At 39.6% G+C, this 22,841-nt stretch carries 25 protein-coding genes; 10 read left to right on the top strand and 15 right to left on the bottom strand.

Translation table 11 applies throughout. The features are described 5' to 3' along the window. Positions 1-308 precede the first annotated feature (308 nt). The 3 genes from rlmD to pdaA all read right to left on the bottom strand — a co-directional run bounded on the left by rlmD (position 309) and on the right by pdaA (position 3,461). Positions 309-1,688, bottom strand: coding sequence for a 23S rRNA (uracil(1939)-C(5))-methyltransferase RlmD (gene rlmD / locus ML543_RS13845; protein WP_243388019.1), 1,380 nt, complete (start codon positions 1,686-1,688; stop codon positions 309-311). Further along, complete coding sequence (locus ML543_RS13840; RefSeq protein WP_243388018.1) at positions 1,685-2,575, bottom strand: DNA-3-methyladenine glycosylase family protein; 891 nt, start codon at positions 2,573-2,575, stop codon at positions 1,685-1,687. Before ML543_RS13840 ends, rlmD begins: the two co-directional genes overlap by 4 nt. Positions 2,576-2,708: 133 nt before the next feature. Then, the gene (gene pdaA / locus ML543_RS13835) at positions 2,709-3,461 is read right to left on the bottom strand and encodes a delta-lactam-biosynthetic de-N-acetylase (protein WP_419095389.1); all 753 of its coding nucleotides are present in this window, start codon (positions 3,459-3,461) and stop codon (positions 2,709-2,711) included. A 180-nt stretch (positions 3,462-3,641) separates the two neighbouring features. Between pdaA and ML543_RS13830 the strand changes: the two genes are divergently transcribed. Then, positions 3,642-4,172, top strand: coding sequence for an SF0329 family protein (locus ML543_RS13830; protein WP_243388016.1), 531 nt, complete (start codon positions 3,642-3,644; stop codon positions 4,170-4,172). A 37-nt stretch (positions 4,173-4,209) separates the two neighbouring features. Here ML543_RS13830 and ML543_RS13825 read toward each other — a convergent pair whose 3' ends face one another. Beyond that, on the bottom strand, positions 4,210-5,748 hold the full coding sequence (locus ML543_RS13825; RefSeq protein ID WP_243388105.1) for a fumarate hydratase: 1,539 nt from the start codon (positions 5,746-5,748) through the stop codon (positions 4,210-4,212). 265 nt (positions 5,749-6,013) lie between these two features. Here ML543_RS13825 and ML543_RS13820 point away from each other — a divergent pair, with 265 nt between their 5' ends. Together ML543_RS13820 and ML543_RS13815 are read left to right on the top strand one after the other, a co-directional pair. Next, positions 6,014-6,187, top strand: a complete 174-nt coding sequence (locus ML543_RS13820) for a hypothetical protein (protein WP_243388015.1) — start codon at positions 6,014-6,016, stop codon at positions 6,185-6,187. A gap of 107 nt (positions 6,188-6,294) precedes the next feature. After that, a complete protein-coding gene (locus ML543_RS13815; RefSeq protein ID WP_243388014.1) occupies positions 6,295-6,543 on the top strand; it encodes a hypothetical protein in 249 nt (82 codons plus the stop codon). A 364-nt stretch (positions 6,544-6,907) separates the two neighbouring features. Here ML543_RS13815 and ML543_RS13810 read toward each other — a convergent pair whose 3' ends face one another. Then, positions 6,908-7,096 (bottom strand): SE1561 family protein, encoded by a 189-nt coding sequence (locus ML543_RS13810; protein ID WP_419095388.1) that lies wholly within the window; start codon positions 7,094-7,096, stop codon positions 6,908-6,910. A 254-nt stretch (positions 7,097-7,350) separates the two neighbouring features. Between ML543_RS13810 and yfkAB the strand changes: the two genes are divergently transcribed. Both yfkAB and ML543_RS13800 read left to right on the top strand, forming a co-directional pair. Beyond that, a complete protein-coding gene (gene yfkAB / locus ML543_RS13805; protein WP_243388013.1) occupies positions 7,351-8,478 on the top strand; it encodes a radical SAM/CxCxxxxC motif protein YfkAB in 1,128 nt (375 codons plus the stop codon). A 12-nt stretch (positions 8,479-8,490) separates the two neighbouring features. Beyond that, positions 8,491-9,330: a mechanosensitive ion channel family protein gene (locus ML543_RS13800; RefSeq protein WP_279326682.1), complete on the top strand. Its 840-nt coding sequence runs from the start codon at positions 8,491-8,493 to the stop codon at positions 9,328-9,330. 254 nt (positions 9,331-9,584) lie between these two features. Here ML543_RS13800 and ML543_RS13795 read toward each other — a convergent pair whose 3' ends face one another. From ML543_RS13795 to ML543_RS13785, 3 genes are read right to left on the bottom strand one after another with little or no spacing between them, the layout of a single operon-like run. Beyond that, positions 9,585-10,043 (bottom strand): heme-degrading domain-containing protein, encoded by a 459-nt coding sequence (locus ML543_RS13795; protein WP_243388011.1) that lies wholly within the window; start codon positions 10,041-10,043, stop codon positions 9,585-9,587. Continuing rightward, positions 10,040-11,239, bottom strand: coding sequence for an MFS transporter (locus ML543_RS13790; RefSeq protein ID WP_243388010.1), 1,200 nt, complete (start codon positions 11,237-11,239; stop codon positions 10,040-10,042). The genes ML543_RS13795 and ML543_RS13790 overlap by 4 nt, the downstream gene beginning before the upstream one ends. Positions 11,240-11,257: 18 nt before the next feature. Next, positions 11,258-11,986: an IclR family transcriptional regulator gene (locus tag ML543_RS13785; protein WP_243388009.1), complete on the bottom strand. Its 729-nt coding sequence runs from the start codon at positions 11,984-11,986 to the stop codon at positions 11,258-11,260. A gap of 156 nt (positions 11,987-12,142) precedes the next feature. On the opposite strand from ML543_RS13785, the gene ML543_RS13780 reads away from it, so the two are divergent. Further along, a complete protein-coding gene (locus tag ML543_RS13780; protein ID WP_243388008.1) occupies positions 12,143-13,132 on the top strand; it encodes a Gfo/Idh/MocA family protein in 990 nt (329 codons plus the stop codon). 99 nt (positions 13,133-13,231) lie between these two features. Here ML543_RS13780 and ML543_RS13775 read toward each other — a convergent pair whose 3' ends face one another. Together ML543_RS13775 and ML543_RS13770 are read right to left on the bottom strand one after the other, a co-directional pair. Then, entirely contained in the window at positions 13,232-14,188 is a 957-nt protein-coding gene (locus ML543_RS13775) for an LLM class oxidoreductase (protein WP_243388007.1), read from the bottom strand. Continuing rightward, on the bottom strand, positions 14,185-15,402 hold the full coding sequence (locus ML543_RS13770) for an MFS transporter (protein ID WP_243388006.1): 1,218 nt from the start codon (positions 15,400-15,402) through the stop codon (positions 14,185-14,187). Before ML543_RS13770 ends, ML543_RS13775 begins: the two co-directional genes overlap by 4 nt. 212 nt (positions 15,403-15,614) lie before the next feature. Between ML543_RS13770 and ML543_RS13765 the strand changes: the two genes are divergently transcribed. Together ML543_RS13765 and ML543_RS13760 are read left to right on the top strand one after the other, a co-directional pair. After that, entirely contained in the window at positions 15,615-15,998 is a 384-nt protein-coding gene (locus tag ML543_RS13765; RefSeq protein ID WP_243388005.1) for a winged helix-turn-helix transcriptional regulator, read from the top strand. A 110-nt stretch (positions 15,999-16,108) separates the two neighbouring features. Beyond that, positions 16,109-16,600, top strand: a complete 492-nt coding sequence (locus ML543_RS13760; RefSeq protein WP_243388004.1) for an undecaprenyl-diphosphatase — start codon at positions 16,109-16,111, stop codon at positions 16,598-16,600. Positions 16,601-16,918: 318 nt separating this feature from the next. Here the strand turns inward: ML543_RS13760 and ML543_RS13755 are convergent, their stop codons facing one another. The 4 genes from ML543_RS13755 to ML543_RS13740 form a co-directional block, all read right to left on the bottom strand. After that, positions 16,919-17,707 (bottom strand): YfkD famly protein, encoded by a 789-nt coding sequence (locus ML543_RS13755; protein ID WP_243388003.1) that lies wholly within the window; start codon positions 17,705-17,707, stop codon positions 16,919-16,921. Between the two features lie 65 nt (positions 17,708-17,772). Continuing rightward, positions 17,773-18,378: a YczE/YyaS/YitT family protein gene (locus ML543_RS13750; RefSeq protein ID WP_243388002.1), complete on the bottom strand. Its 606-nt coding sequence runs from the start codon at positions 18,376-18,378 to the stop codon at positions 17,773-17,775. Positions 18,379-18,585: 207 nt separating this feature from the next. After that, complete coding sequence (cax, locus tag ML543_RS13745; RefSeq protein ID WP_341482366.1) at positions 18,586-19,644, bottom strand: calcium/proton exchanger; 1,059 nt, start codon at positions 19,642-19,644, stop codon at positions 18,586-18,588. Positions 19,645-19,736: 92 nt separating this feature from the next. Further along, the gene (locus tag ML543_RS13740; RefSeq protein WP_243388001.1) at positions 19,737-20,117 is read right to left on the bottom strand and encodes an OsmC family protein; all 381 of its coding nucleotides are present in this window, start codon (positions 20,115-20,117) and stop codon (positions 19,737-19,739) included. 108 nt (positions 20,118-20,225) lie between these two features. On the opposite strand from ML543_RS13740, the gene ML543_RS13735 reads away from it, so the two are divergent. Together ML543_RS13735 and ML543_RS13730 are read left to right on the top strand one after the other, a co-directional pair. After that, a complete protein-coding gene (locus tag ML543_RS13735; protein WP_243388000.1) occupies positions 20,226-21,401 on the top strand; it encodes an MFS transporter in 1,176 nt (391 codons plus the stop codon). A 345-nt stretch (positions 21,402-21,746) separates the two neighbouring features. Further along, positions 21,747-21,893 carry a BH0509 family protein gene (locus ML543_RS13730; RefSeq protein ID WP_243387999.1) on the top strand — a complete coding sequence of 49 codons (147 nt, stop codon included), beginning with the start codon at positions 21,747-21,749 and terminating at the stop codon, positions 21,891-21,893. Positions 21,894-21,957: 64 nt separating this feature from the next. Here ML543_RS13730 and ML543_RS13725 read toward each other — a convergent pair whose 3' ends face one another. Further along, complete coding sequence (locus ML543_RS13725) at positions 21,958-22,701, bottom strand: SDR family NAD(P)-dependent oxidoreductase (protein ID WP_419095387.1); 744 nt, start codon at positions 22,699-22,701, stop codon at positions 21,958-21,960. Positions 22,702-22,841: the final 140 nt, after the last annotated feature.

The raw sequence follows: 22,841 nt of genomic DNA, 5'->3' as shown, positions 1-22,841 counted from the left end.
TCCATTATCTACGAATAACAACAGAACATACATTCTTAAAAATCACATATGTCTTATTATAAGGAATAAAACAATTTACTTAAAGGAATTTCTACTAAGTTCATCAAAATTCGTTTCAGATATTATTTCATAGGATAAATCTAAAATTTTATTAAACTTCAGTTTTTAAATAATAATTAATTCTAAAGAAATAGAGGGATAAAAAATGTGAATTTCCTACCATAGACCTTCCTTCTCTTTTAACAAGCTCCAGTTAACTTTTATAAAAAAGGCTAAAAAAGCAATCATCTATTTGCAAAAACTGAAGGTTAATCCTTATTTTTTTTCATCTGCACAACACACTCCACATGTGCCGTATGCGGAAACATATCGACAGGTTGAATATATTCCACCTTATATTGATCGGCTAAATATTGAATGTTTTTTGCCAATGTGGATGGATTACATGAAACGTAGACAAAGCGTTTCGGTTTCACTTTTTGGATTGTTTTTAAGAAGGCTTCGTCACAGCCTGTGCGCGGTGGGTCGACGACGACGACGTCTGGGCGCCAGCCTTCTTTCACCCATTTCGGCATCCATTTTTCAGCTTTTCCTGTTACGTAGGTAGCGTTTTGAATGCCGTGCTTTTGAGCATTTTCGTTTGCATTAATGATGGATTCTTCGATGACGTCCATACCGCGAATTTCTTTTGCTCCGTCTGCAAGCCATAGTCCAATCGTTCCGACGCCACAGTATGCATCGACGATTTTTTCATTTCCGGTTAGTTGGGCCGCTTTTTTTACTTCGTCATAGAGCTTGACGGTTTGAGTTGGATTTAATTGAAAGAATGCACGGGCAGAAAGTTCGAATGATAAGTCACCGAGCGTTTCTTGAATGGCTTCTTCCCCATGTAGGTGAAATGTTTCGTCCCCGAAAATGAGCGATGTTTTTTGGCCGTTCACGTTTTGCATGATTGATTTGACTTCTGGCGCACGTTTAATGATTTCTTCAGCTAATAATTTTTGACGCGGCAATTCTTTTTTCGATGTGATGAGGACAACTTGGACTTGTCCAGATTGTACACCTGCTCGTACAACGATGGTTCTGACAAGACCTGTCCGTTTTCGTTCATCATAAATTGGAATGTTAAAGTCCGTTAAGACGTTTTTTACAATTCGTGTGACTTTGTCTGTTAACGGATGTTGGACCATACATGATTGAATAGATACGAGACGGTGAGAATCGACCCCGTATAGTCCTGCGAGTACTTTTCCTTTCACCGCTTTCAACTGGAACTGACTTTTGTTTCGGTATTGCCACGGGTCTTCCATTCCAATGGTCGGACGAATATCAAGTTTTTCAACATTAAGTTTGGTATGTCGCTCAAGCGCCTGAATGACAATATCTCGCTTTTGGTTTAGCTGTTCGCTATAGTCTAAATGCTGTAGCTGACATCCTCCGCACTCACCATAATGTGGACAAGGTGCTTTTACGCGGTGAGGTGATTTTTTTCGAAAGCGACGGATCTTTGCTTCGGCAAACTTTTGCTGGACGTTTGTCGCTTCTACAACGACTTCTTCACCTGGTAATGCACCAGGAACGAAGACGACTTGCTTTTTAAAATAACCAACCCCTTCTCCATTAATCCCAAGACGTTTTATCGTTAAAGGAAATTGTTGGCCTTTTTGAATCGTTACGACTTTCTTCATGTTGTTTCTCTCCGTTTCTTTTCAATGCTTCTCCATAAATATAAAGAAGCGTAGCTCTGATAAGGCGACCACTCTTTGCTGTATTGCACCATTTCTTCCTTCGATGGCTTTTTTTCTAAATCAAAGTATCTTTTGATCGCGTTTTGCAAGCCAATGTCCGCAACAGGGAAAAGGTTTGGTCGTCCTAATCCGAACATTAAAACATTTTGTACCGTCCAAGGTCCGATTCCTCGAACCTTTACTAACGTTTTCATCACTTCATCATCACTCATATTCGGTAGCTCGTCAAGTGGAAGCTCCCCGCTAGCGATGAGTCGAGACGTGTCAATGACGTATTCGGCTTTTCGTTGGCTAAACTTCATCTTTCGTAAGTCCTCATACGATAACTTGGCCACATCTTTTGGTCTTGGATAAAACCATACCCCATCGATTTCAAATCCAAAGGTCTGTGCAAACGACGAGCTAAGCTGAAATGCGAACGATAAGTTTAATTGTTGGTGAATAATGCATTTCATTAAACAGTCGTAAAGGTGGAAATCAAGCATAAAGGGCGTACCTGCCTGTTGTTGAAAAAGCGCTGCTAAGTTCGTTTGTTTAAAATGGTCATATACTTCTTGTAACGAATGGTTCCATTGAAAAATACGTTCTAATTCTATAAGTGCACGGGATTGCTGTGATTCATTCTGTCCGCTCACTACAAATCGAGGAGCTTCCGTTGTTCCAATCGCTTGAACTGTAGCAACAAACGGATTTCCCTCTTCATCATAAAGAGGTACCTGCATCATTCGGTTATTCACATCCACTTTATGTAACGGATCTAAAGAGGACCGATCTAGTAATTCATCAAAATCATAAGGAGGATTCACCTCAATTATTTTTTTCCACATGTTCATCCCACCCTTCACCATTTCTACCGTAACTATAAAAAAACCTTTGACTAAAGTCAAAGGAGTTCATGATCATTCCTACATTCTTCGCTCATTTCTCTCTGTCATTTGTGCCCGGTTTCAGTTATACCAACTAAAGCGAAAATAAATACGGATGCATCAATTCTTTGTCGACCATAAAATCATCTAAGCTTTTAAAACGATAGCCTTCCTTCTTTAAATCTTGGATAGCTTTTTCTAGCGCATCGGCGTTATCTTTTGAAACGGTGTGAAGCAAAAGAATGGATCCAGGATGAATCTGCTTCATCATGTTGTTATAAGAGTACTCCCACCCTTTTTGTTGATCAATTTTCCAATCGACAAAAGCTAAAGACCAGAACATTGTTTGATACCCATATTTTTTAGACAATGCGAGCGTTCGTTCACTAAAGATCCCGCGCGGTGGCCGTAAATAAACCGTTCCCTTTTGCCCTGTCAGTTCCTCCACCTTTTCGCTAACGGAATCGAGCTCTTGTTTCAGCTTTTCATCACTTACCTTCGTTAAATCAGGGTGACTCCACGAATGATTTCCGACAAAATGACCTTCCTTCACCATTCGCTTCACCAATTCCGGCTCACTTTCTAAATAATGCCCTGTTACAAAAAACGTCGCCTGGACGTTTTCTTTTTTTAAGACATCTAACACTTTTTTCGTATAACCATTTTCATAACCGTTATCAAACGTTAAATACACATCTTTTTTGCTTGTATCACCTAAGTAATAGGCTCCGTATTCATTCGCGATCGCATCTAACGTTCCAGCAAATGGTGGTTCATGATTTGTGCTTTTTTTAAACCCCCAATGAATCGGTTCATTTGAATAGGCAAAACTCGTGGTCGTTAGCATGAAAAAGAGAGCTAAAAAGCTTACAACGCTGACAATTCGTTTCAAAAACAGTTCCTCCTATCAGACACTTTTTAATTAGTGTCTGAACGACTGAATCGGTTCATACTGGTAATGATTACAAGAACTTTTTTAATCTTCGTGATAAAATATTCTTGTAATTTTTTACAGGGAGGAATCACTTTGTATCACCCGAAATGGAGTAATGCAAAAAAACATTTACAGAGCTTTATTTGCGATGCTTTAAGAAATCGTGTCGATTTTCATATTATAAATTATCGAAGAGCGCATGACCAATTAGGAAGAGCGGTCATTACTGTGGATAAAAAGGAAGTTTTGAATATGTGTACACTAAAAGCAGAAGCACAGGAGTATCGAAAAACATGGGAGATAAAACGCAAGCTTAACTTTTATGACTTCAACGACATAGCACAAAACCGTGCCATTTGGGAACAAGCTCATAACTTAACCAAATTAGAAGACATTTACGCTCAATATGATTTTTTTACATCTCTTGAACATTATTTCCGAAATTCCATTGAAACTTCTCTTTACTCTTCAGACCGACTCGTTAAGATTTTAGCATTAATGGATCGGAGAGTCGGGAAACGATCTTTACGAAAGTTAAAGGAAAATATGAAAACGGAACCAGTACTAATACAATATCTTTTCCAACTACGTTGTGAAGCAGAAGGTATTCCTTTACAGGATTGATAGATAAAAAAGCCGGCACGAAGCCGACTTTTTTCGTTTATTTAAATACCGGTTCTTTAAATTGTGCAAGTTTTTCTAAGGAAGACTTGTCCACGTCTTCATGCAAGCTGTTTCCATGGGAGTCCATCGTAACAACAGCTGTAAAGTTTTCAACACGTAAATGCCACATCGCTTCAGGGATTCCAAATTGCATAAGGTCTACACCTTCAACACCCTTAATGCACTCTGCATAATATTGTGCCGCTCCACCAATTGCGTTTAAATAAACGCCTCCATGCTCTTTTAATGCTTGTAACGTCTTTGGTCCCATTCCGCCTTTACCCATCACTGCGCGGACGCCGAACTTCTTCATAATGTCACCTTGGTAAGGCTCCTCACGAATACTTGTCGTTGGTCCCGCTGCTTTTACTTCCCAGTTGCCTTCTTCGTCTTTCAGCATAACTGGTCCACAATGGTAAATAATTTGACCATTCAAGTCAACAGGCGCGTCATGATCCATTAAGTATTTATGAATGGCATCGCGTCCTGTGTAAATCATTCCGCTAATTTGAACGACATCGCCAACTTTAAGCTCCCGAATTTGCTCTTCTGTAATCGGTGCTTGAAGCTGTACGACGCGATTTTCTGATTCAGAAGTTGCAGCTGCTTCTTCTTTAGCGTTTGATAAATCTACATCTTCTCCATCTTGATAGAGCCATTCAGTAATTTCACCTGTCTCTGGATTAATGTGAACACCTAAACGACGGAATGCCCAACAGTTGTAGGCAACAGATACAAAGAAGCTTGCTGGGATACGGTGCATTGCGCCAATTTTACATCCTAATAGCGTCGTTTCGCCACCAAATCCCATCGTTCCAATGCCAAGCTTATTCGCGTTTTCCATTACATATTCTTCAAGCTTTTGTAAGTCTTCATTCGGATTCACGTCATCGACGCGGCGGAAAAGTTGCTCTTTCGCTAAATCGTAGCCAGAAGAGCGGTCTCCCCCGATTCCAACACCGATAAATCCTGCCGAACAACCTTGTCCTTGTGCTTGATAGACCGAGTGCATAATACATTTGCGAATTCCATCTAAATCGCGTCCTGCACGTCCAAGGCCTTCTAATTCACATGGAAGGCTATATTGAATGTTTTTATTTTCACAGCCGCCTCCTTTTAAAATAAGGCGAACATCCATGTAGTCTTTTTCCCATTGTTCAAACTTAATAACTGGTAAGCCAATTCCTAAGTTATCTCCAGAGTTATCCCCCGTTAGAGAATCGACTGAGTTCGGACGAAGCTTTCCGTCTTTTGTCGCTTTTACAATCGCTTCTTTAATAACTTCCTTTACTTTCAGTTGATTCACACCAACTGGAACTTTAATTTTAAACGTTGGTAAGCCTGTATCCTGACAGATAGGTGACACGTTGTCATCCGCCATTTTAATGTTATCGGAAATGGTTGCTAACGACATAGCCGATCTCGTTCCGGCATTTTCATTTTCTTTCGCTTTTTTGATCGCGCGACGAACGTCTTTCGGTAAGTTCGTGGACGTTTCAACGATTAATTGGTACATACTTTCAAAAAGCTTCTCCATCCCGCTCTCCCCTTCTATCAATAAAAATTCTGCCTTTTTCAAAATTTATTATACTCCTTCTAAAACCGCATTAAAAGGAATTTGTAAAAGCTTACAAATGGTGTCTTACTCCTCATGAATTTTAGCACAATCGCGAAAGAGGTATTTTAGCTCCAACGATGTCAGAAAGTAATGGTAGAAACGTAAAAATCCCAGACCAGTAATTTCCACCAAACCATTTTCATGCTACAATAAACCTATCATTTAAGATTTTGGTGGGATTGAGATGAAAAACGGATTTTTATACACATTTTACCTAGTCATCATCGGAATTGTTTCTTTTATAACCGGTGAAATTGTTACCTTCGTCATGCTTGGTCTTATATTAGTTAGCCTACAAAATATCCATTCAACGCTAAAGGAGCTTGTAGAAACGCAAAAACAAAATAGGCAGGACTAAAACCCCCTTTGGTCACATCAAAAAGGGGGCATTTAAATCCGCTCCGATATCTATTCAACTGAAACATTTCTTTTTGTTAACGTGTCTTAGCCGTAGGAGGGGCTTACATGAAACGATTTCTCGTGTTTTTCGGTAGCTTCATCGTCATCTTTTCACTCTTTCAAGTCCTTTCAGGGATGTTTTTAACGACGGTTTATACACCTGACATTTCAAAAGCTTGGGATTCAGCAAGCCACTTATCAAATGAAGTCGTTATTGGCGGGAATCCAGTATGGCCTACATTCTTTATTGCTCTATTCTCCGCAGTTTGCGCCTATTTCCTGTCAAAGGCCATAAAAAAATTTGGCAACGACTAAGAGAAATTAACGAAATAAGAAACATACATGATTTTACACTCACACCCCGGACATGAAAATTTATTCTCCCCCGGGTTTTTTCTTTCTACCATCTACCTATCATGATCGATCATTCAGCTCATAAGTAATTTTTATTTTCTCAGAAAAGCGCAAAGTGCAAGTCCTTAGGCGAAGAGCACTGGAGGACCTGCGAGGAGGCTCCCGTCGCCACAGCAGGACCGAAGCGACCCGAGCTGATGGCGCTTGGAGCTAGACACCAAAAAAACGGTAAAGAGAATACTTTAACACTTTATTGAACTTAAACTTTCCGCAACAATGAAAAAAGAGGCATCTCAAAGGGTTTCTGCTTTGAGATGCCTCTTTCTTAATTCTCCCAATCTTTTTTGAAACGCTCGTATTTTCCTTCTAAGTCATCGAGCATAGCGATTAAACGGTCAATATCATCAACGTCTGCTGTTTCAGGTTCAATAGCATCAAGAACCTCTAAAAACATATTGAGACGACTTCTTAAATATTGGATTTGATCTTCCTTTTTCGTAGCTGCTTTGCCCACTTTATGTGCTCCTTTCATCGGTCGTGCACTCATTCTCCTTTCCATCGTAACGAATTCGCCGAAATTTTACAACATTCCTTTTCTACTTACATTCTTTTCGTAACATGTTAGAATAGAGTGAGATTCAGGCAGTGGAGCATCCTTATTGGAGGCTTGCTGCCTGTTTTCTAGTCCTTTTCGTTGCAATGTTCTCATTAATCGAGGTATAACATACATTGTTGTTAGCCATTTGTAGTAAAGGAGACGTGTAAAAAATGGTAGTCGAGAAGCAATTAGCTCCCATTACGCCATCTTATGATCCATGGGAAGCTTATTTAGATATGAAGGAATACGGAAAATTAACGTTAACAAACGTTGAGTTTACGACGACAACGATTTGTAATATGCGCTGTGAGCATTGTGCTGTTGGCTATACCCTTCAACCGAAGGATCCGAACGCATTACCGCTCGACCTAATCTTAAAGCGATTAGACGAAATTCCAACGCTTCGCTCATTAAGTATTACAGGCGGAGAACCGATGCTCTCGCTTAAATCGGTGGAAAATTACGTTGTACCTATCTTGAAATATGCGCGTGAACGCGGAGTACGGACCCAAATCAATTCGAACTTAACGCTCGATTTAAAGCGATATGAAAAAATTATTCCTTACTTAGATGTTTTACACATATCGCATAACTGGGGAACATTGGATGATTTCGTAGAAGGTGGTTTCGCCATGATGGACCGTAAACCGACATACGAACAACGCGCCAAATTATTTGATCGTATGATTGAGAACAGCCGCGCTCTCGTAGCAGCAGGTGTGACGGTTTCAGCTGAAACAATGTTAAATAAACGAACACTTCCTCATATGGAAAAGATTCATAAGCAAATTGTGGAAGAAATGAAGTGTCAACGTCATGAAGTGCATCCGATGTACCCAAGCGATTTTGCGAGCACTCTCGAAACACTTTCATTAGAAGAAATTCGCCAAGCCATCCACCATTTGTTAGATATACGTGATGAGTCAGTCTGGATGCTCTTCGGAACATTGCCGTTTTATGCGTGTAGCTCAAAAGAAGAAGACCTCCAATTAATAGAACGTCTTCGCAATAGTAAAAACGTGACAGTGCGAAACGATCCAGATGGTCGCTCTCGCTTAAATGTAAATATCTTTACTGGTGACGTCATCGTAACAGACTTCGGTGATACTCCGCCGTTAGGAAACATTCAACAGGACCGTTTACAAGATGTATACGAGAAATGGAATCAATCAACCTTAGCAAAAGAATTAAATTGTCACTGTCCAAATGTACAATGTCTTGGACCAAATATTTTAGTGAAAAATAGTTATTATGAAGATGTCGATTTTCAAAATCGCAAAGCATCTGTTTCTTTTTAGTGGGTGAGAACAATGGATAGTCTGGAACAATTGCTAAAAGACCCCTTTGTCCAAATTACATTAGCTGGACTTGCCTTATTTATCGCCGTTCAAGTTGTAAATAAACTTGTCCACAATTTCTTTAAGCGCACTGATTTCATTGAAGAGCGAAAAGAAAAAACGATTGAAAGCTTAATTCGTTCGATCACCAAATACGTTGCATCCATTGGATTTATTTTCTTTGCCATTTCACGCTTCGTGACTGACCTGGGCGGCATACTAGCCGGAGCTGGGATTGCAGGAATTGTGATCGGTTTTGGTGCTCAAAGTTTAATTCGCGATATTTTGGCAGGTGTCTTTTTAATTTATGAGAAGCAGCTCCATCAAGGCGATTTTGTGACCATTAACAATACCTTTAACGGAACGGTCGAAGAAATTGGTCTTCGTTCGATGAAAGTTCGCGAATGGAGCGGTAAACTACTAACGATTAGCAACGGAGAAATTAAACAAATCCATAACTACAATTTCGAAAAAATGCGCGTCATTGAACGCATTGTCGTTAGCTATAAAGAAAACCCTGCGCGCATTTTTGAATTACTTAATCACGCATGCGGCGAGATGAACAAACAGCTTGATTCACATTTAAAGAGGGATATAAACGGGACTCCCCTCGAACCATTTCAAGTGTACGGAATGACTTCTTTAAATGCTGGGTTTCACGGATATGAATACACCATTACCGGCCTAGTTGAAGACCGTTCCTATTTCGAAGCATCAAAAGAAGCACGAAAAATCATCGCACAAACGATGTATGACCATAACATCCAAATGGCTGAAGAACAGATTAAGATTACGAACGAAATGTATAATTGACGAGTTTAAAATTAGAAAAGCGCAAGGCGAAGGGCGCTTTAGGACCTGCGAGGAGGCTTCCGTCGCCATAGCAAGGATGAAACGACCCGAGCTGATGGCGCTTGGAGCTAGACACCAAAAAAAACGGTAAAGAGAATACTTTAACACTTTATTGAACTTAAACTTTCTGTAACAAAAATTAAGAGCCTAAGAATGTAACAAACCAACATTCTCAGGCTCTTTTGCTATACTCAACGCGACTTTTCGATTTAATCTCACTTTATAGCCAAAAATTTCTTAATACCTTCAACAGCATATTCGTGATCAAGCTGACCAGTTAATCCAGCTACTGTGACTGAACCGATAACACCTACTCCTTTTACACGAATTGGGAAAGATCCTCCAACTGCTTGGTACTCTTGTTTTGGCAATAGCGAATCCTCTGAATGAGATAGGTTGTTCTCTGCAAACCGCTGGTCAATGTAGTATGAACTTCTGTTATAATGATCGACGACACGCTTTTTGCGATGTAGCCAATAAACATTTTCTTCCGACGTCCCCTCCATTAAATGGGTAAAGAGAGGAATACGATTTCGCTCAATATGAACAGCAATAGAAGTACCTCTTTCTTTAGCATAATTGACTAAAATCATTCCAAGTGTCAGTGCATCTTCGTTCGTAAATTTTTCGAAGTGTAGTTGCTCCTCTAATAGTTCTAACTCTTGTAAACTCATTTATTTATCACTCCATTTATTCTTTTTTGATCTAATCGAATGTTCACATATGCTATCAAACTAGCTAAAAATGCCATTAGTGCTCCCACCCAAGCTGTATCTAAATAAGAAAGGGTGTCAACCGCTAAACTACCTAAAAAGGAACCTAATGCAATCCCAATGTTAAATGCAGAAATATTTAGAGCAGATGCTACGTTTTTAGCGGTGGGAACATATTTTTCTGCCATATTTACAACGTTTACTTGAACACCAGGAGACATCATAAAAGCAAATAGCCCCAATATCATTATTGAAAATATACTTACCACCTTTAATGGAAGCAGCCAATATTGTACTAGAAGTACAATTCCTTGTAGTAAAAAAATCCTTTTTAGAGAATTAACAGGGGCTTGATTGGCTAATTTTCCCCCAACTACATTACCAATTGCTACTGCAACACCATATAACAAAAGCAGATAAGAAATTACTTGTGGGGAAAAACCACTGATCTGCTCTAAGATTGGAGCCAAATAGGTAAAAATAGAAAAGGTAGCACCAAATCCAAAAATAGTCATGGATAAAGCCAACATAATTCTTGGATGACTCAGCAATTGTTTTATGTCCCGAATTGTCGGGGCTTTATCGTTATTAGATGATGGTTCAATAGAGAGCCATGTTGCAATTAATCCAATCAAGCCAAGAAATGCAACGGTTGCAAAAGTCATTCTCCACCCAAATTGTTGACCAATCATAGTTCCGATCGGCACCCCTGCAATTGTTGCAACAGTTAAACCTGAAAACATGATCGAAATTGCACTTCCTCGTTTCTCATTTGGTACAATGTCTGTTGCCACTATTGTAGCTACAGAAAAGAATACCCCATGAGAAATCGCTGTAATAACCCTTGAGAGCATCAAAACTTCATAGTTAGAAGCTATTGCTGCTACACCATTTCCAAGGGTAAAAACAAGTAATAATAGCAGAAGTAAATTCTTTTTTACAACTTTTCCTGTAAGTACCACTACAAGTGGTGTTCCAACCGCAAGTGCTAAAGCATACCCCGTAATTAGTTTTCCTGCCTCTACTACAGTAATATTTAAATCTACCGCAACGGTAGGTAATAACCCTACAATGACAAACTCGGTAGTCCCAATAGCAAAAGCAGCTATTGCCAGGGATAATAAAGCGAGGTAAGCTTTTTTTGTCATTCCCTTCATAGAAATTATCTCCTTTTATCAGAGAAGTTTATTTAGTTGATCGCTGCACTCTTTTAACCGTTTACTAATTTGTTTATCATTCCTTTTCAGCAATCGAGTCGAAGGACCAGCCACTGCCACAGCAGCAATTACATGCCCTTCTAATACAACGGGTACTGCAATGCAACGAAGACCTAGCTCTGTTTCTTCATCATCAACTGCATATCCTTGTTGTTGAATGTTTTTCAAATGATGTTTAAACAGATGTGGATCTACAAATGTATGGGATGTATTTTGAGTCAATGATAATCGCCCTAATAAATCATCCCGAGATTTTTCATCTAAGAAAGCAAGCATTACTTTACCAAGTGCACTTAAATGGACTGGGGATCGATCTCCAATATTTGAATGCACTCTCATCGCATGTGTTCCGTCTATAACTTGCACTGTAACAACGTCGGTACCATGTAATAAACCAACATAAACCGTTTCACCTATTTCTTCGCTTAACGCATAAAGAGGGGGTACTGAAAGCCAATTCAATTTTGGAGAAAATGGTGAAACCCCACCCAATTTATTCGTTATTCGATAAGTTTGCTGTTTTTTTTCTACATAACCCATTTCTCGAAGTGTATAAAGTAATCGGTAAGTTGTTGTTTTATTAAAAGAGAGCTTATTCATCAACTGACTCAACGTCAAATCTTCTTCCTGTAATGCTTCGAGAAGAAGGAGTCCTTTTTTCAATGTGGCCACTTCATACTCACTCATACGAGTTCCCTCCTTTTCTCATGTTTCATATCTTAAAAAATTGTTTTTGTTTAATCAAAGTTTTGTCCAGTTGTTTCAAATAGTGAAACACGGATTTATAGACTAGTTTTCCTTTCTATGGTATCCTCATTCTGTTTATAGAAAGGAGCTAACGTGATGAGTCAAACGAATCTTTGTTTTATCGGGGCAGGGTTTCATGCCACAACGAATATTTACCCTTCCGTCATTGAAGCAGGAGCTAATATCAAAGCGATTGCGACAAGAAGTATGGAGCGGTCTTCCCTTGCATTAAAACGGTTTGGGAGTGACGGCATCCCGTACGATAACTATAAAGACATGCTAGCAAATGAGGAATGTGATGGTGTTGTTGTCGTCGCGCAACCAGGCGATCATTATTCACTTGTGATGGACTGCATTCAAGCAGGAAAGAATGTGTTTGTCGAAAAGCCACTAGGCATGACAGAACAAGAGGCGCGTGAGTTAGCTGACGCAGCAGAAAAAGCTGGGGTTGTGCTTATGGTCGGATTTATGAAGCGGTTTGCCCCCGCATATGCGAAGCTAAAAGAGTTAATTACAACAAATGAGCTTGGAGAAGCTCATTCCTTTGAAGCTCGATTTGCTGTCAATAGTACGCCGTTTTGTAAAAACGACGAAGAATTCATTAAATTTGCAGCTATTCATATCGTTGACCTCGTTCGTTATTTATTTGGTGAGGTTGTTGCTGTTACGGGATTCAAAAACAGTCAGCAATCAAATATTTCGCAAAGCATCTCATTAAAATTTGAGAATGGTGTCGTTGGAAGTCTTTATTTCTCAGGGATGACTGCCTGGTCTCGAGAAAGTGAAAATGTACTTGTCACGTTTGAAAATGGATATGCATTTGCAGATGAATTGAACAAGCTTACCATTCATCACGCTCAAACATTCCCTGAAGAGCCGTGGAAATCGCTCCACGAAAAAGACTCGGTCTTTACCCCTTCTGCATCCCCAATGTCCGGTACGTTGCGAGACTTATATTTACGTGGGTTTGTAGGAGAATTGAAGCACTTCATCGAATGCTGTCAATCAGGCCAACAACCAATTTCAAATGGGCGTGACAACGTTCAAACGATGGCTTTATGCGACCGCATCCTTTCGGCATTATAAAAAACACATACATTGAAAATTTCCAATAAATATACTTGGATTCAAACGAAAAACCGCCTTGAATTACTTTTCATTCTTGGCGGTTTTATTGTTTGCTTTTTAGTTTAGTGGTGGAAAGTGAGGGACAACCTCTTCTCCCAATTCATGAATCACTTCTTCAGCCGGTCGTTGACTGTCAAAGAGCGCAAAAAATAAGTGATTCACACCAACTTCTTGATACAAGGTCAGGAGTTCTATCAAATAATTCCGTCCTAGACGATACCCTAACCGAATAGGAGTTGGCTTTTCATTAGGATCCTCCGATAAATCTAAATGCATTGGTTGAAGGAACGGCTTAAATGTTCCTGAATTATGCTGTTCTGCTAGGCTTCTCCATTGTTCAATCAACCTTCCTTGACTAAATGGATCTCGAGGATAATATATCCAGCCATCTCCATGTTGTGCAAACCAGTCCATTTCTTGTTGAGCGAAGCCGGTAATAAACGTCGGAATCTGTTTAGTTGGCTTCGGCACCAGATTCGCTCCTTGAATCTTCCCAAGAGAAGAGTCGAGTTCTGGAAATTCTCGATACATAACCGTCTGTAGATACTCATATGCTTCGGCAAAGGTTTTCCCCCTCGCTTCATGCTCTACACGTAACCCAAGAAAGTCAGCTCTACGATCACCGGAAGAAACACCAAGCAAAATGCGTTCAGGGAAGAGTTGGTCCAATGTCGCAATCTCTTTCGCCACTCGTAGCGGATGTCTAAGCGGTAAAACTACCGCTGATGTCCCCAACGCGATTTTTTCTGTATGACTCGCAATATATGTTAAGTAAATCACCATATCATAAATTTGCCCCACCGCAGGGTCACCAAAGTTCGGATCCTCTAACAACACATCTCGGAACCATAAACTTGTAAAGCCAAACCGCTCACTTAATTGCGCTAACTCGATTTGTCGCTCCATCTTCGGACGTTGAAAATGATAATTTTCAAGAGGAATATGCAGTCCTAGAGTAAGTTTTCCTTTTTCAAACATCCGCTTATAAGATAAATGACTTTCTACGTTCCTCATCCTTTAACGGACTCCTTCTCTAGCTTGCCTAACCACACTGTTAATAAAATTGCGCCCACGACCATAATAGCTCCAATCCAAGGCGTGTGAATAAGACCCATCGATTCTACAATAATGCCTCCGATGAACGATCCGATCGCAATTCCAACATTAAATGCCGCTATGTTCAAGGCGGATGCTACGTTCACTGCAGAAGGAACGTACTTCTCCGATAAATTAACGACTAACAGTTGAAGTCCTGGTACATTCATAAATGCAAACATTCCCATAAGGAAAATAACGATTAAAGCAGCAATCTTTAAAGGCGCAGCAAATGTTAAAATAAATAAAATGATCGCTTGTAATACGAACATCCACGTTAAGGCACGGATTGGACGTTCATTCGCAGCTTTTCCACCAATAACATTCCCAATCGCAACGGCTACCCCATACACGAGTAAGATTACACTTACCCAGCTTGCACTAAATCCTGTAACCTCTTCTAAAATTGGTGTTAAATACGTGAAAGCAACAAAGGTTCCACCATATCCTAATGCTGTAATGGCGAAGGCTAGTAAGAGTCTTCCATTTTTCAAAATCTTCATTTGCTCGCTAAATTTAGAAGGTGGTGCATCCTTTAAGTCTTTTGGTACTAAAATTGCGCTAGCGATAATACCGATAACACCAAGAATCGCTACGCCCCAAAATGTTGCTCTCCATCCGAATGTTTGACCAATAAACGTCCCTAATGGAACTCCTGTGACGGTCGCGACGGTAAGTCCTGTGAACATGAAGGCTATCGCACTTGCACGTTTATGCGGTGGAACTAAATCCGCTGCAATTGTAGACCCAATCGAAAAGAAAATACCGTGTGAAAATGCCGTAATAAAACGTGCAATAAGCAATAAGGCAAAGCTCGTTGACATGGCCGCTACGGAATTTCCTACGATAAATAAAACCATCAACGACATTAACAGCGTTTTTCGGTTCATCTTATTTGTCAAAGCCGTTAAAATAGGAGCCCCGATGGCTACTCCCATTGCATAACCTGAAATTAAAAGGCCTGCGAGTGTAATGGAAATGAGTAAATCATCTGCAATGGAAGATAACAATCCTACAGGTACAAACTCTGTAGTTCCAATTCCGAATGCACTGATAGCAAGCGCTAATAGGGCAGGTGTTCCGCCTTTTGTCTTCACGTTTGCTTCATTTGCTGATTGTATATGAGAACTCATTCTGATCTCTCCTTTTATAAGTCATCTAACGGAATGACGACGGCGCCTCGAAATTCCAAGAGAAGGAATCTCTCTTTCGACCATCATTATGAACCCATTTAGCCTTTTGTGGAAGTACGCACTTTGAAGTACTATAGGAACTAAAAAGTGCCTTTTAATAGCCAAAACGTGATTGGAATGGTAAGATAGAACACAGCAAAGAACCGAGGTGAATGATGATGAAAAAATACAATATACCGGTTGAAGCAGCCTTAGAGGTTATCGGTGGAAAATGGAAAGTCGTCATACTATGTCACCTAATTAAAAGCAAACGTCGAACACATGAACTCAAAAAACTAATGCCGGGAATTACACAAAAAATGCTCACGCAACAATTGCGTGAACTAGAAGCAGACGGTGTTGTTAATCGAATTGTTTATAACCAAGTTCCACCAAAGGTTGAATATGAACTCACTGACTACGGTTGGTCATTAAAGCCTGCGCTCGACATGCTTTGTGCGTGGGGCGAACAACATATTGAAAAAACATATCCAAATAAAGAAGAAGTCCTTCTCGATAGGGAAGAAATTGAAAAAACTTTAGTCTCTACGAAGTAAGGCGTTAACTCAAAGCGGCATCCTTATTATCGGACGCCGCTTCCTTTTTTTCTTCAAGCATGTTTGGAGCGTCAAAGGGGAATAGTACCGATAAAAAGGATGTGCTTGTAATGCTTGATACTTACCTATTTCGTGCTATTAACTCGTGCGCCAAAAAGTCTAGACCACTCGATAAAAGTATGATTGTCACTTCGAACTACGGACGATACTTATATGCTTTAGTAATCATTTTCTTATTTTTTTCGAAACAAAGCCGTAAAGTTTCCCTTCATATTGCCGCGTCCTCTTGTCTGTCACTACTAGCCACGTTTCTCATTAAAATCCTATCATTTAAACCACGCCCGTTCATGACTCATCGTGTACATATGCTCTTGCCGTCAAAGCATGATTCTACTTTTCCAAGTAAACATGCGATTTTAGCATTTAGCGTCTCCTCTACCCTGCTTTTTTCCAAGCGAATTCTAGGGTATTGTATGACAGCCCTCTCGATCATTACAGGTATTTCACGCATATGGGTCGGGCATCACTATCCGTCTGATATCATCGGAAGTGCGCTGTTAGGTTCTCTCTCCTCTTGGGTTGTGAATAAGTATTGGAAGTAGCTTTTCCTCCGCTTTGATGAGTGGAGGCGTTTTTTATGACGTTTGTTTGGTTGACTAATGGGGTGTTCGTTAAAATAAAGGTTGTTTTCATCTACACCGTGGATTTTACATGGAGGACAAACTACATTCTTCTAAGAAATGAGCCAAATAAGAAAAGCTCAAAGCGCAAGTCCTTAGGCGAAGGACGCTAGAGGACCTGGGAGGAGGCTTCCGTCGCCACAGCAGCCGAAGCGACCGGAGCTAGACACCAAAAATACTTTAACACTTTATTGAACTTAAACATTCTGTAACAACTAAAAAACCGAGCATAAGCCCGGCTTAACGTGGTTGATCTGACGTTATGAATCCAAAGGAGAGGCGATCTTGGACAGGAATCCATGCCCCAATTCCTTGATGTGTAATATTTTTGACAACGAGACTCTTTTTACTGCCTCGTAGTACGAGATAAACTTCCCCATACGTAACTTTTCCTTTTTCATTAATCGCAGGAGCATAGGCGTATAAATAACCCATTTTTTTAGGAGGGATATTATACACATTGTTTAACTTCGTCCCTGTTCCAACAACAGTATCAAACGATAGAGGGAGCTTTGTTTTATGAACGGCTTTAATAATCATCATTTTTTTGACGTCTTCGGCATCTGGAATTTTCGCAGTTAATCCGCCTGTGATTCGCTTTTGTCCTTCCTGCTTGTAAGTCATCTGAACCGCCGCTTTTCCTCCGCGATTATCTTGATGATTCGTGTTAATTTTTTGGTACTCCCAATTCGCTGCTGTTTCGGTTGATTCATAATTGAGCGCCCAATGACCTAAGTAGATTGTTGCACGATAACCAATCGCCACCGGTGAAGGAGCAATGGTTGACTCATTCAGCATCTTAATTAAATCGGGATTTTCAATTTTTACTTCTGCCGATTCAACCAACTCTTTCGTAAGTTCACTAGGCTGTAATTCGGGTACATCCTGTGTAGGATTTGGATAGGTATTATCTTGTGAGATATCCATCACAGAGTTCGGTATTTTAAACTTTGCTTTCGCCGCCAATGCATCATTGGAAAAACTACAGAATAAAAGTGCAAGTAATGAAACGAATGCTAGCTTTTTCATGTTGGGAATCTCCTTTCAAAATGCCTTTATTCGTAGTTTTTTCAAGGGCTATGAAAAATATCCAATTATACGAGCTTCCATTTTTTGTACAGCACTTGGACAGGTTGATAAAACAGTTGAATAATCGGTCCGATAGTCAACGTAATAATGATCGTCCCAAGCCCAATTGGACCATTTAACATAAAGGCAAATACGAGGGCAAGCACTTCTCCAATCGTCTTGCTTACCATTAAGCTAAATCCAAAACGTTCATGAAGGGCTAACATGAATTGGTCAACTGGATTTGGTGCAAAATCTGCTTGCAAGTAAAAGGATACACCTATGGCAATAAGAACAATCCCCACAACAAAAATAAAATATTGACTTAGTAATGAATCGAAGGATAGTTCATTTAAGCCAATTAAAATCCAGAAATCAATTGTAAAACCAACAAGAATTGGCGTAAGCATGGAAAGTAAATTGGGGCGACCTTTTATAATCATTGCATTAATAAAAATTAAGATAAGACCGACGAGGATGACCCATGTTCCGACTGTCAAACCCGTTAAGTTGGACAACCCAACATTTAATGCGTCCCATGCACCTGTTCCCACATCCGCTTTAATCGTTAATGATACTCCAAGCCCTAAAATCATTAATCCAAAAAAATAAAAACTAAATCGTTTAACCATCCGATTTCCCACACTTTCCATTAAATGAAATTAATCAGAATATTTACATATTTTACACACCATGTTACAATGAAAATACTTGGAGCGGAAGCGTTTCCAAGTCTCCGAATATTTAATTTCTCCTAATGTTTTCGTTTCGTCCTACATGGTGAAGACTCTGTGTTCATGCACAGAGTCCTTTTTTGTTTTTATTGCTAAACTCTCTCTTTACAATAAGTAAAAGCCTATCCCCATGATGACATAAGCAGCGAGTAGTGTCGCTCCTTCAAACCAGTTCGTATCCCCATCATTTGAGATCACTATCATTAATAATACTGACGTCGTCATCGCAATTAATTCTGGTAAAGTAAAGACAAGCGGCATCGCAGTCGGAGAAAATAATGATATGAGCACTAACACAGGCGCAACAAACATAGCGATCTGCAATGTTGACCCAATCGCAATCTCTACTGCGATATCCATTTTATTTTTATAGGCCATAATAATTGCTGATGCATGCTCTGCCGCATTCCCTACAATTGCGACGATAATTACCCCGATAAATAGTTCACTCCAGCCCAATTGTTCAGCTACCACTTCAAAGGTATGAACCAAGTTCTCAGAAACATATGCAACAGCAATCGTTGCAAGGAGCAAAATCCCGAGTGCTACCTTCCCTGACCATTCCGGTTCCTCATGATATGCAGTTCCTTTTTCACTTTTATGCTGATATACTCCACGATGAGTGACGAGTTTAAAGAAAAGGGCCGCTAAATAAAGACCGATTAAAATTACAGAGATTCCTACACTTAAAGCAATTGTCTTTTCCTCATTCATTGTTTGCGAAAACACTTCCGGTATGACGAAAGCAACGACAACAGCAAACATTAACAACCCAGCATTATGACGAGCATCATAAACATTAAACGTTTGGCGTTTAAACTTAAGCCCTCCAACAAAAAAGGACAGTCCTGCCACAAGCAATAAATTCCCCAATACAGAACCTGTCAAAGAGGCTAAAACGACTTCAATTAACCCCGCCTGCAACGCAAAAATAGCAATTATCAACTCTACTGCATTACCAAATGTAGCATTTAACAATCCACCAATTCGCGGTCCTGTGACGATTGCTAAGCTTTCTGTCGCCCTTCCCATATAACTTGCAAGAGCAATAATGGTTACACAGTAAATGACGAACATGACTAAGGGTGGCCAATGAATAAAGCTTCCCACAATTGATAAGGGCATTCCGAGCGCTACCAAAATAAAAAAGATCCGATTAAACACGTAACAACCACCTTTAACCGTAATTTTCCTTTATTGTTCAACCTTGTATCTAATAGTATGTATGAAGTTGTTCGTGTTTAGATGTTCACAGATTATAAAAGTTCAAATGTCTCTTCAATGTCAATGGATCCTTCAACTGATTGTGCCATCGGACAATTTTTACGTGCAAGTTCAATAGACTTCTCAATTTTTTTGGGGTCTAATTGATCACCCTTAATGAGATAGTGTAAATGAATCTTTTCTAAACGATTCGCTTTTTCTTCGTTTCGTTCAACTTCCACCTTAATTTTCATATCATTAATCGTAATGCGTTTTTTTTCAAGGATTTTCCGTAGTACCCCTCCGCTACAAACCGCAATGGAAGAAACCATTAACTGATACGGACGAAAACCGTACTCTTCATCCCCAGCGACATGAAGTTCACCGTATGGAAGATTCGTTGTAAAGCCTACTTCTTTCATGTTAAATTCCATCGTTATCACTCCTTTAATTGCCTTTAATTCATTTTACTTGTCTATTTTCAACGTTACCATTTTTATGTATGCTTGTGAAAGAGAATTTTTCAATTTAGGAGATGGAGAATGGCACATTTTCGCTTTTGGATTTTGATTGGTGTTGTTTCGATTTCAGGATTTAGCCAAGGTATGCTGTTACCCCTTATTGCAATCATCTTTGAAAATGAAGGCATTTCGTCATCATTAAACGGGTTTCACGCTACAGCACTTTATTTAGGAATTTTAATTGCTTCCCCGTTTATGGAAAAACCTTTGCGGAAATATGGATACAAACCTGTTATCACAATTGGGGGAGCGATTGTTATTGTTTCCTTATTTTTGTTTCCGCTTTGGAAATCCTTCTGGTTTTGGTTCGTATTACGTTTATTGATTGGAATTGGTGATCATGCCCTACATTTCGGAACCCAAACGTGGATTACGTCCTTTTCACCAAAGGCTAAAAGAGGACGTAACATATCAATTTATGGACTATCTTTCGGATTAGGATTTGCGCTTGGTCCGTTAATGGCTCCGCTTGTTGAAATTAATGAGGCATTGCCATTTATGCTTTCAACAGGTTTATGTCTCGTTGCATGGTTATTTTTATTTTTCATCCAAAACGATTTCCCTGAAGATGAAGTTGGCATGCAATCAGTCTCATCTACGTTTGAACGCTTTCGGCAAGCTTTTAAATATGCATGGGTAGCATTTTTGCCACCATTAGGATATGGATTTTTGGAAGCCTCTTTAAACGGAAGCTTCCCTGTATATGCGCTTCGAATTGGATTCGATGTTCCTACCGTATCTATACTTCTTACCGCTTTTGCAATTGGTGGAATTGTTTTTCAGCTTCCACTCGGTATGATGAGTGACAAATTCGGAAGAAAACCTGTATTACAATGTATTTTATTCTTCGGAGGACTTTGTTTTCTTTTCGCTGGCGTGTTTGAACACTCTATTTATATCGTCATCACGTTGCTATTTATTGCAGGTATGCTTGTCGGCTCGACCTTTTCATTAGGCATTAGCTTTATGACCGATTTAACACCTAAAAATTTATTACCTACTGGCAATTTACTTTGTGGAATTGCTTTTAGTGTTGGGAGTCTTGTCGGTCCCTATATTAGTGGAATGATCATTCAATATTTCGAACAAGTTCGCTTCTTTTCCATCGTAAGTTTTATGCTATTCAGCATTCTAATGGTTGTCATGATGACGAAACAAAATGAGACCATCGGGAAAGAAAAGTCTGTTCTTCAGTAATGAATAAGAAAAGCGCAAAGCGGAAGTCCTTAGGCGAAGGGCGCTGGAGGACCTGCGAGGAGGCTTCCGTCGCCACAGCAGGGGCGAAGCGACTCGAGCTGATGGCGCTTGGAGCTAGACACCAAAAAACTGTAAAGAAAAAACTTTAACACTTTATTGAACTAAAACCTTCTGTTACAACGATGAAAAACCTCCAGGAATGTAGTCACTTGGAGGTTTCCTTTATTTAGATATAAAAAAAGGGCGAGAAATCCAAAAAATTGATTGAACTTTTTGATTATTCTGTTATATAATAGTATCAACAAAGAGGTACACTGTATCATAACAATAAAGGAGATGGGAAACGTGGGAAGACAAGAGCGTAAAAACATGATTGAATTTATTACAAAAATGAAAGACATCGATCAAGAAACGATTATGTATATGACGGATGCGGACATTGAACACATCTATACGGCCACTTATCATTCATACTTGCAAATGAACGAATAGACAGATACATTTAAACCGCAAGAAGGTTTTCACTGAAAGCCTCTTGCGGTTTTTTAAATTCAAACTAATCAACATAAATCATCTTTTTCGTCATTCCACCATCAATCGTAATGTTTTCTCCTGTTATAAACGAATTCGTAGGACTCGTTAAAAATGCACATGCCTCTGCGATGTCAGATGAGGTGCCAACTCGTTTAGCAAGATGTTGTTCGTGGTCAATGGACCGCAATTCACTTGCTTTACCTGTATGTATCCATCCGGGGCTTATCGCATTCACGAGGATATTGTCTTCAGACAAGGAATTTGCCAATGCATGGGTTAAGGCAATGAGTCCTCCTTTAGATGAACCGTATGCTTCCCCACCTGACTCCGACATGAACGCTCTTGTAGAAGCAATATTGACGATGCGACCTCCTCCCTTCTCTTTCATTACTTTGGCGCATTCTCGAGCCATGAAGAAAGCCCCTTTCAAATTACTATCAATAATATCATCCCATTGTTCTTCTGTTATTTCATATGGAGAGTAAAACCTTGACATACCAGCATTATTAATTAAAATATCAATGGTCCCAAACTGACTTTTCACATCCGCTACAAGCTTTTCAATTTCATCCACTTTTCGAAGATCAATAGCATAGCGTAAATAAGCTCCCCCTAATTCCGCTATCATTTTCTCGACACCTACTAATCCCTTTTCATCCCGGTCGACAAGAACGATTTTCGCTTTACTCCTTGCATACATAAGTGCGATTTCTTTTCCAATGCCATTTCCACTCCCTGTGACAATGACAACTTTTTGTTCAAACATTTCCATACTCCTTTCTTTTCAAAACGACACAAAAAAGCGGCGAATAAATCGCCACTCGATGTTAATGATATCCGTTCTGTCCGTTTGCACTGCTACTAGTTTTTTGCTTTGGTTTGCTTTTAGAACTTTGTTTGGTGTGG

It is taken from the genome of Bacillus kexueae, from assembly GCF_022809095.1.
GTDB lineage: Bacteria > Bacillota > Bacilli > Bacillales > Aeribacillaceae > Bacillus_BZ > Bacillus_BZ kexueae.
The sequence above is the reverse complement of the archived record's forward strand: the minus strand, read 5'-3'. Positions and strand labels throughout refer to the sequence as shown.

Coding starts and splice junctions, on each gene's coding strand:
- rlmD (WP_243388019.1), bottom strand. CDS start 1,688: ATGAAGAAAGTCGTAACGATTCAAAAAGGCCAACAATTTCCTTTAACG.
- ML543_RS13840 (WP_243388018.1), bottom strand. CDS start 2,575: ATGTGGAAAAAAATAATTGAGGTGAATCCTCCTTATGATTTTGATGAA.
- pdaA (WP_419095389.1), bottom strand. CDS start 3,461: ATGCTAACGACCACGAGTTTTGCCTATTCAAATGAACCGATTCATTGG.
- ML543_RS13825 (WP_243388105.1), bottom strand. CDS start 5,748: ATGGAGAAGCTTTTTGAAAGTATGTACCAATTAATCGTTGAAACGTCC.
- ML543_RS13820 (WP_243388015.1), top strand. CDS start 6,014: ATGAAAAACGGATTTTTATACACATTTTACCTAGTCATCATCGGAATT.
- ML543_RS13815 (WP_243388014.1), top strand. CDS start 6,295: ATGAAACGATTTCTCGTGTTTTTCGGTAGCTTCATCGTCATCTTTTCA.
- yfkAB (WP_243388013.1), top strand. CDS start 7,351: ATGGTAGTCGAGAAGCAATTAGCTCCCATTACGCCATCTTATGATCCA.
- ML543_RS13800 (WP_279326682.1), top strand. CDS start 8,491: ATGGATAGTCTGGAACAATTGCTAAAAGACCCCTTTGTCCAAATTACA.
- ML543_RS13795 (WP_243388011.1), bottom strand. CDS start 10,043: ATGAGTTTACAAGAGTTAGAACTATTAGAGGAGCAACTACACTTCGAA.
- ML543_RS13790 (WP_243388010.1), bottom strand. CDS start 11,239: ATGAAGGGAATGACAAAAAAAGCTTACCTCGCTTTATTATCCCTGGCA.
- ML543_RS13785 (WP_243388009.1), bottom strand. CDS start 11,986: ATGAGTGAGTATGAAGTGGCCACATTGAAAAAAGGACTCCTTCTTCTC.
- ML543_RS13780 (WP_243388008.1), top strand. CDS start 12,143: ATGAGTCAAACGAATCTTTGTTTTATCGGGGCAGGGTTTCATGCCACA.
- ML543_RS13775 (WP_243388007.1), bottom strand. CDS start 14,188: ATGAGGAACGTAGAAAGTCATTTATCTTATAAGCGGATGTTTGAAAAA.
- ML543_RS13770 (WP_243388006.1), bottom strand. CDS start 15,402: ATGAGTTCTCATATACAATCAGCAAATGAAGCAAACGTGAAGACAAAA.
- ML543_RS13765 (WP_243388005.1), top strand. CDS start 15,615: ATGATGATGAAAAAATACAATATACCGGTTGAAGCAGCCTTAGAGGTT.
- ML543_RS13760 (WP_243388004.1), top strand. CDS start 16,109: ATGCTTGATACTTACCTATTTCGTGCTATTAACTCGTGCGCCAAAAAG.
- ML543_RS13755 (WP_243388003.1), bottom strand. CDS start 17,707: ATGAAAAAGCTAGCATTCGTTTCATTACTTGCACTTTTATTCTGTAGT.
- ML543_RS13750 (WP_243388002.1), bottom strand. CDS start 18,378: ATGGTTAAACGATTTAGTTTTTATTTTTTTGGATTAATGATTTTAGGG.
- ML543_RS13740 (WP_243388001.1), bottom strand. CDS start 20,117: ATGGAATTTAACATGAAAGAAGTAGGCTTTACAACGAATCTTCCATAC.
- ML543_RS13735 (WP_243388000.1), top strand. CDS start 20,226: ATGGCACATTTTCGCTTTTGGATTTTGATTGGTGTTGTTTCGATTTCA.
- ML543_RS13725 (WP_419095387.1), bottom strand. CDS start 22,701: ATGTTTGAACAAAAAGTTGTCATTGTCACAGGGAGTGGAAATGGCATT.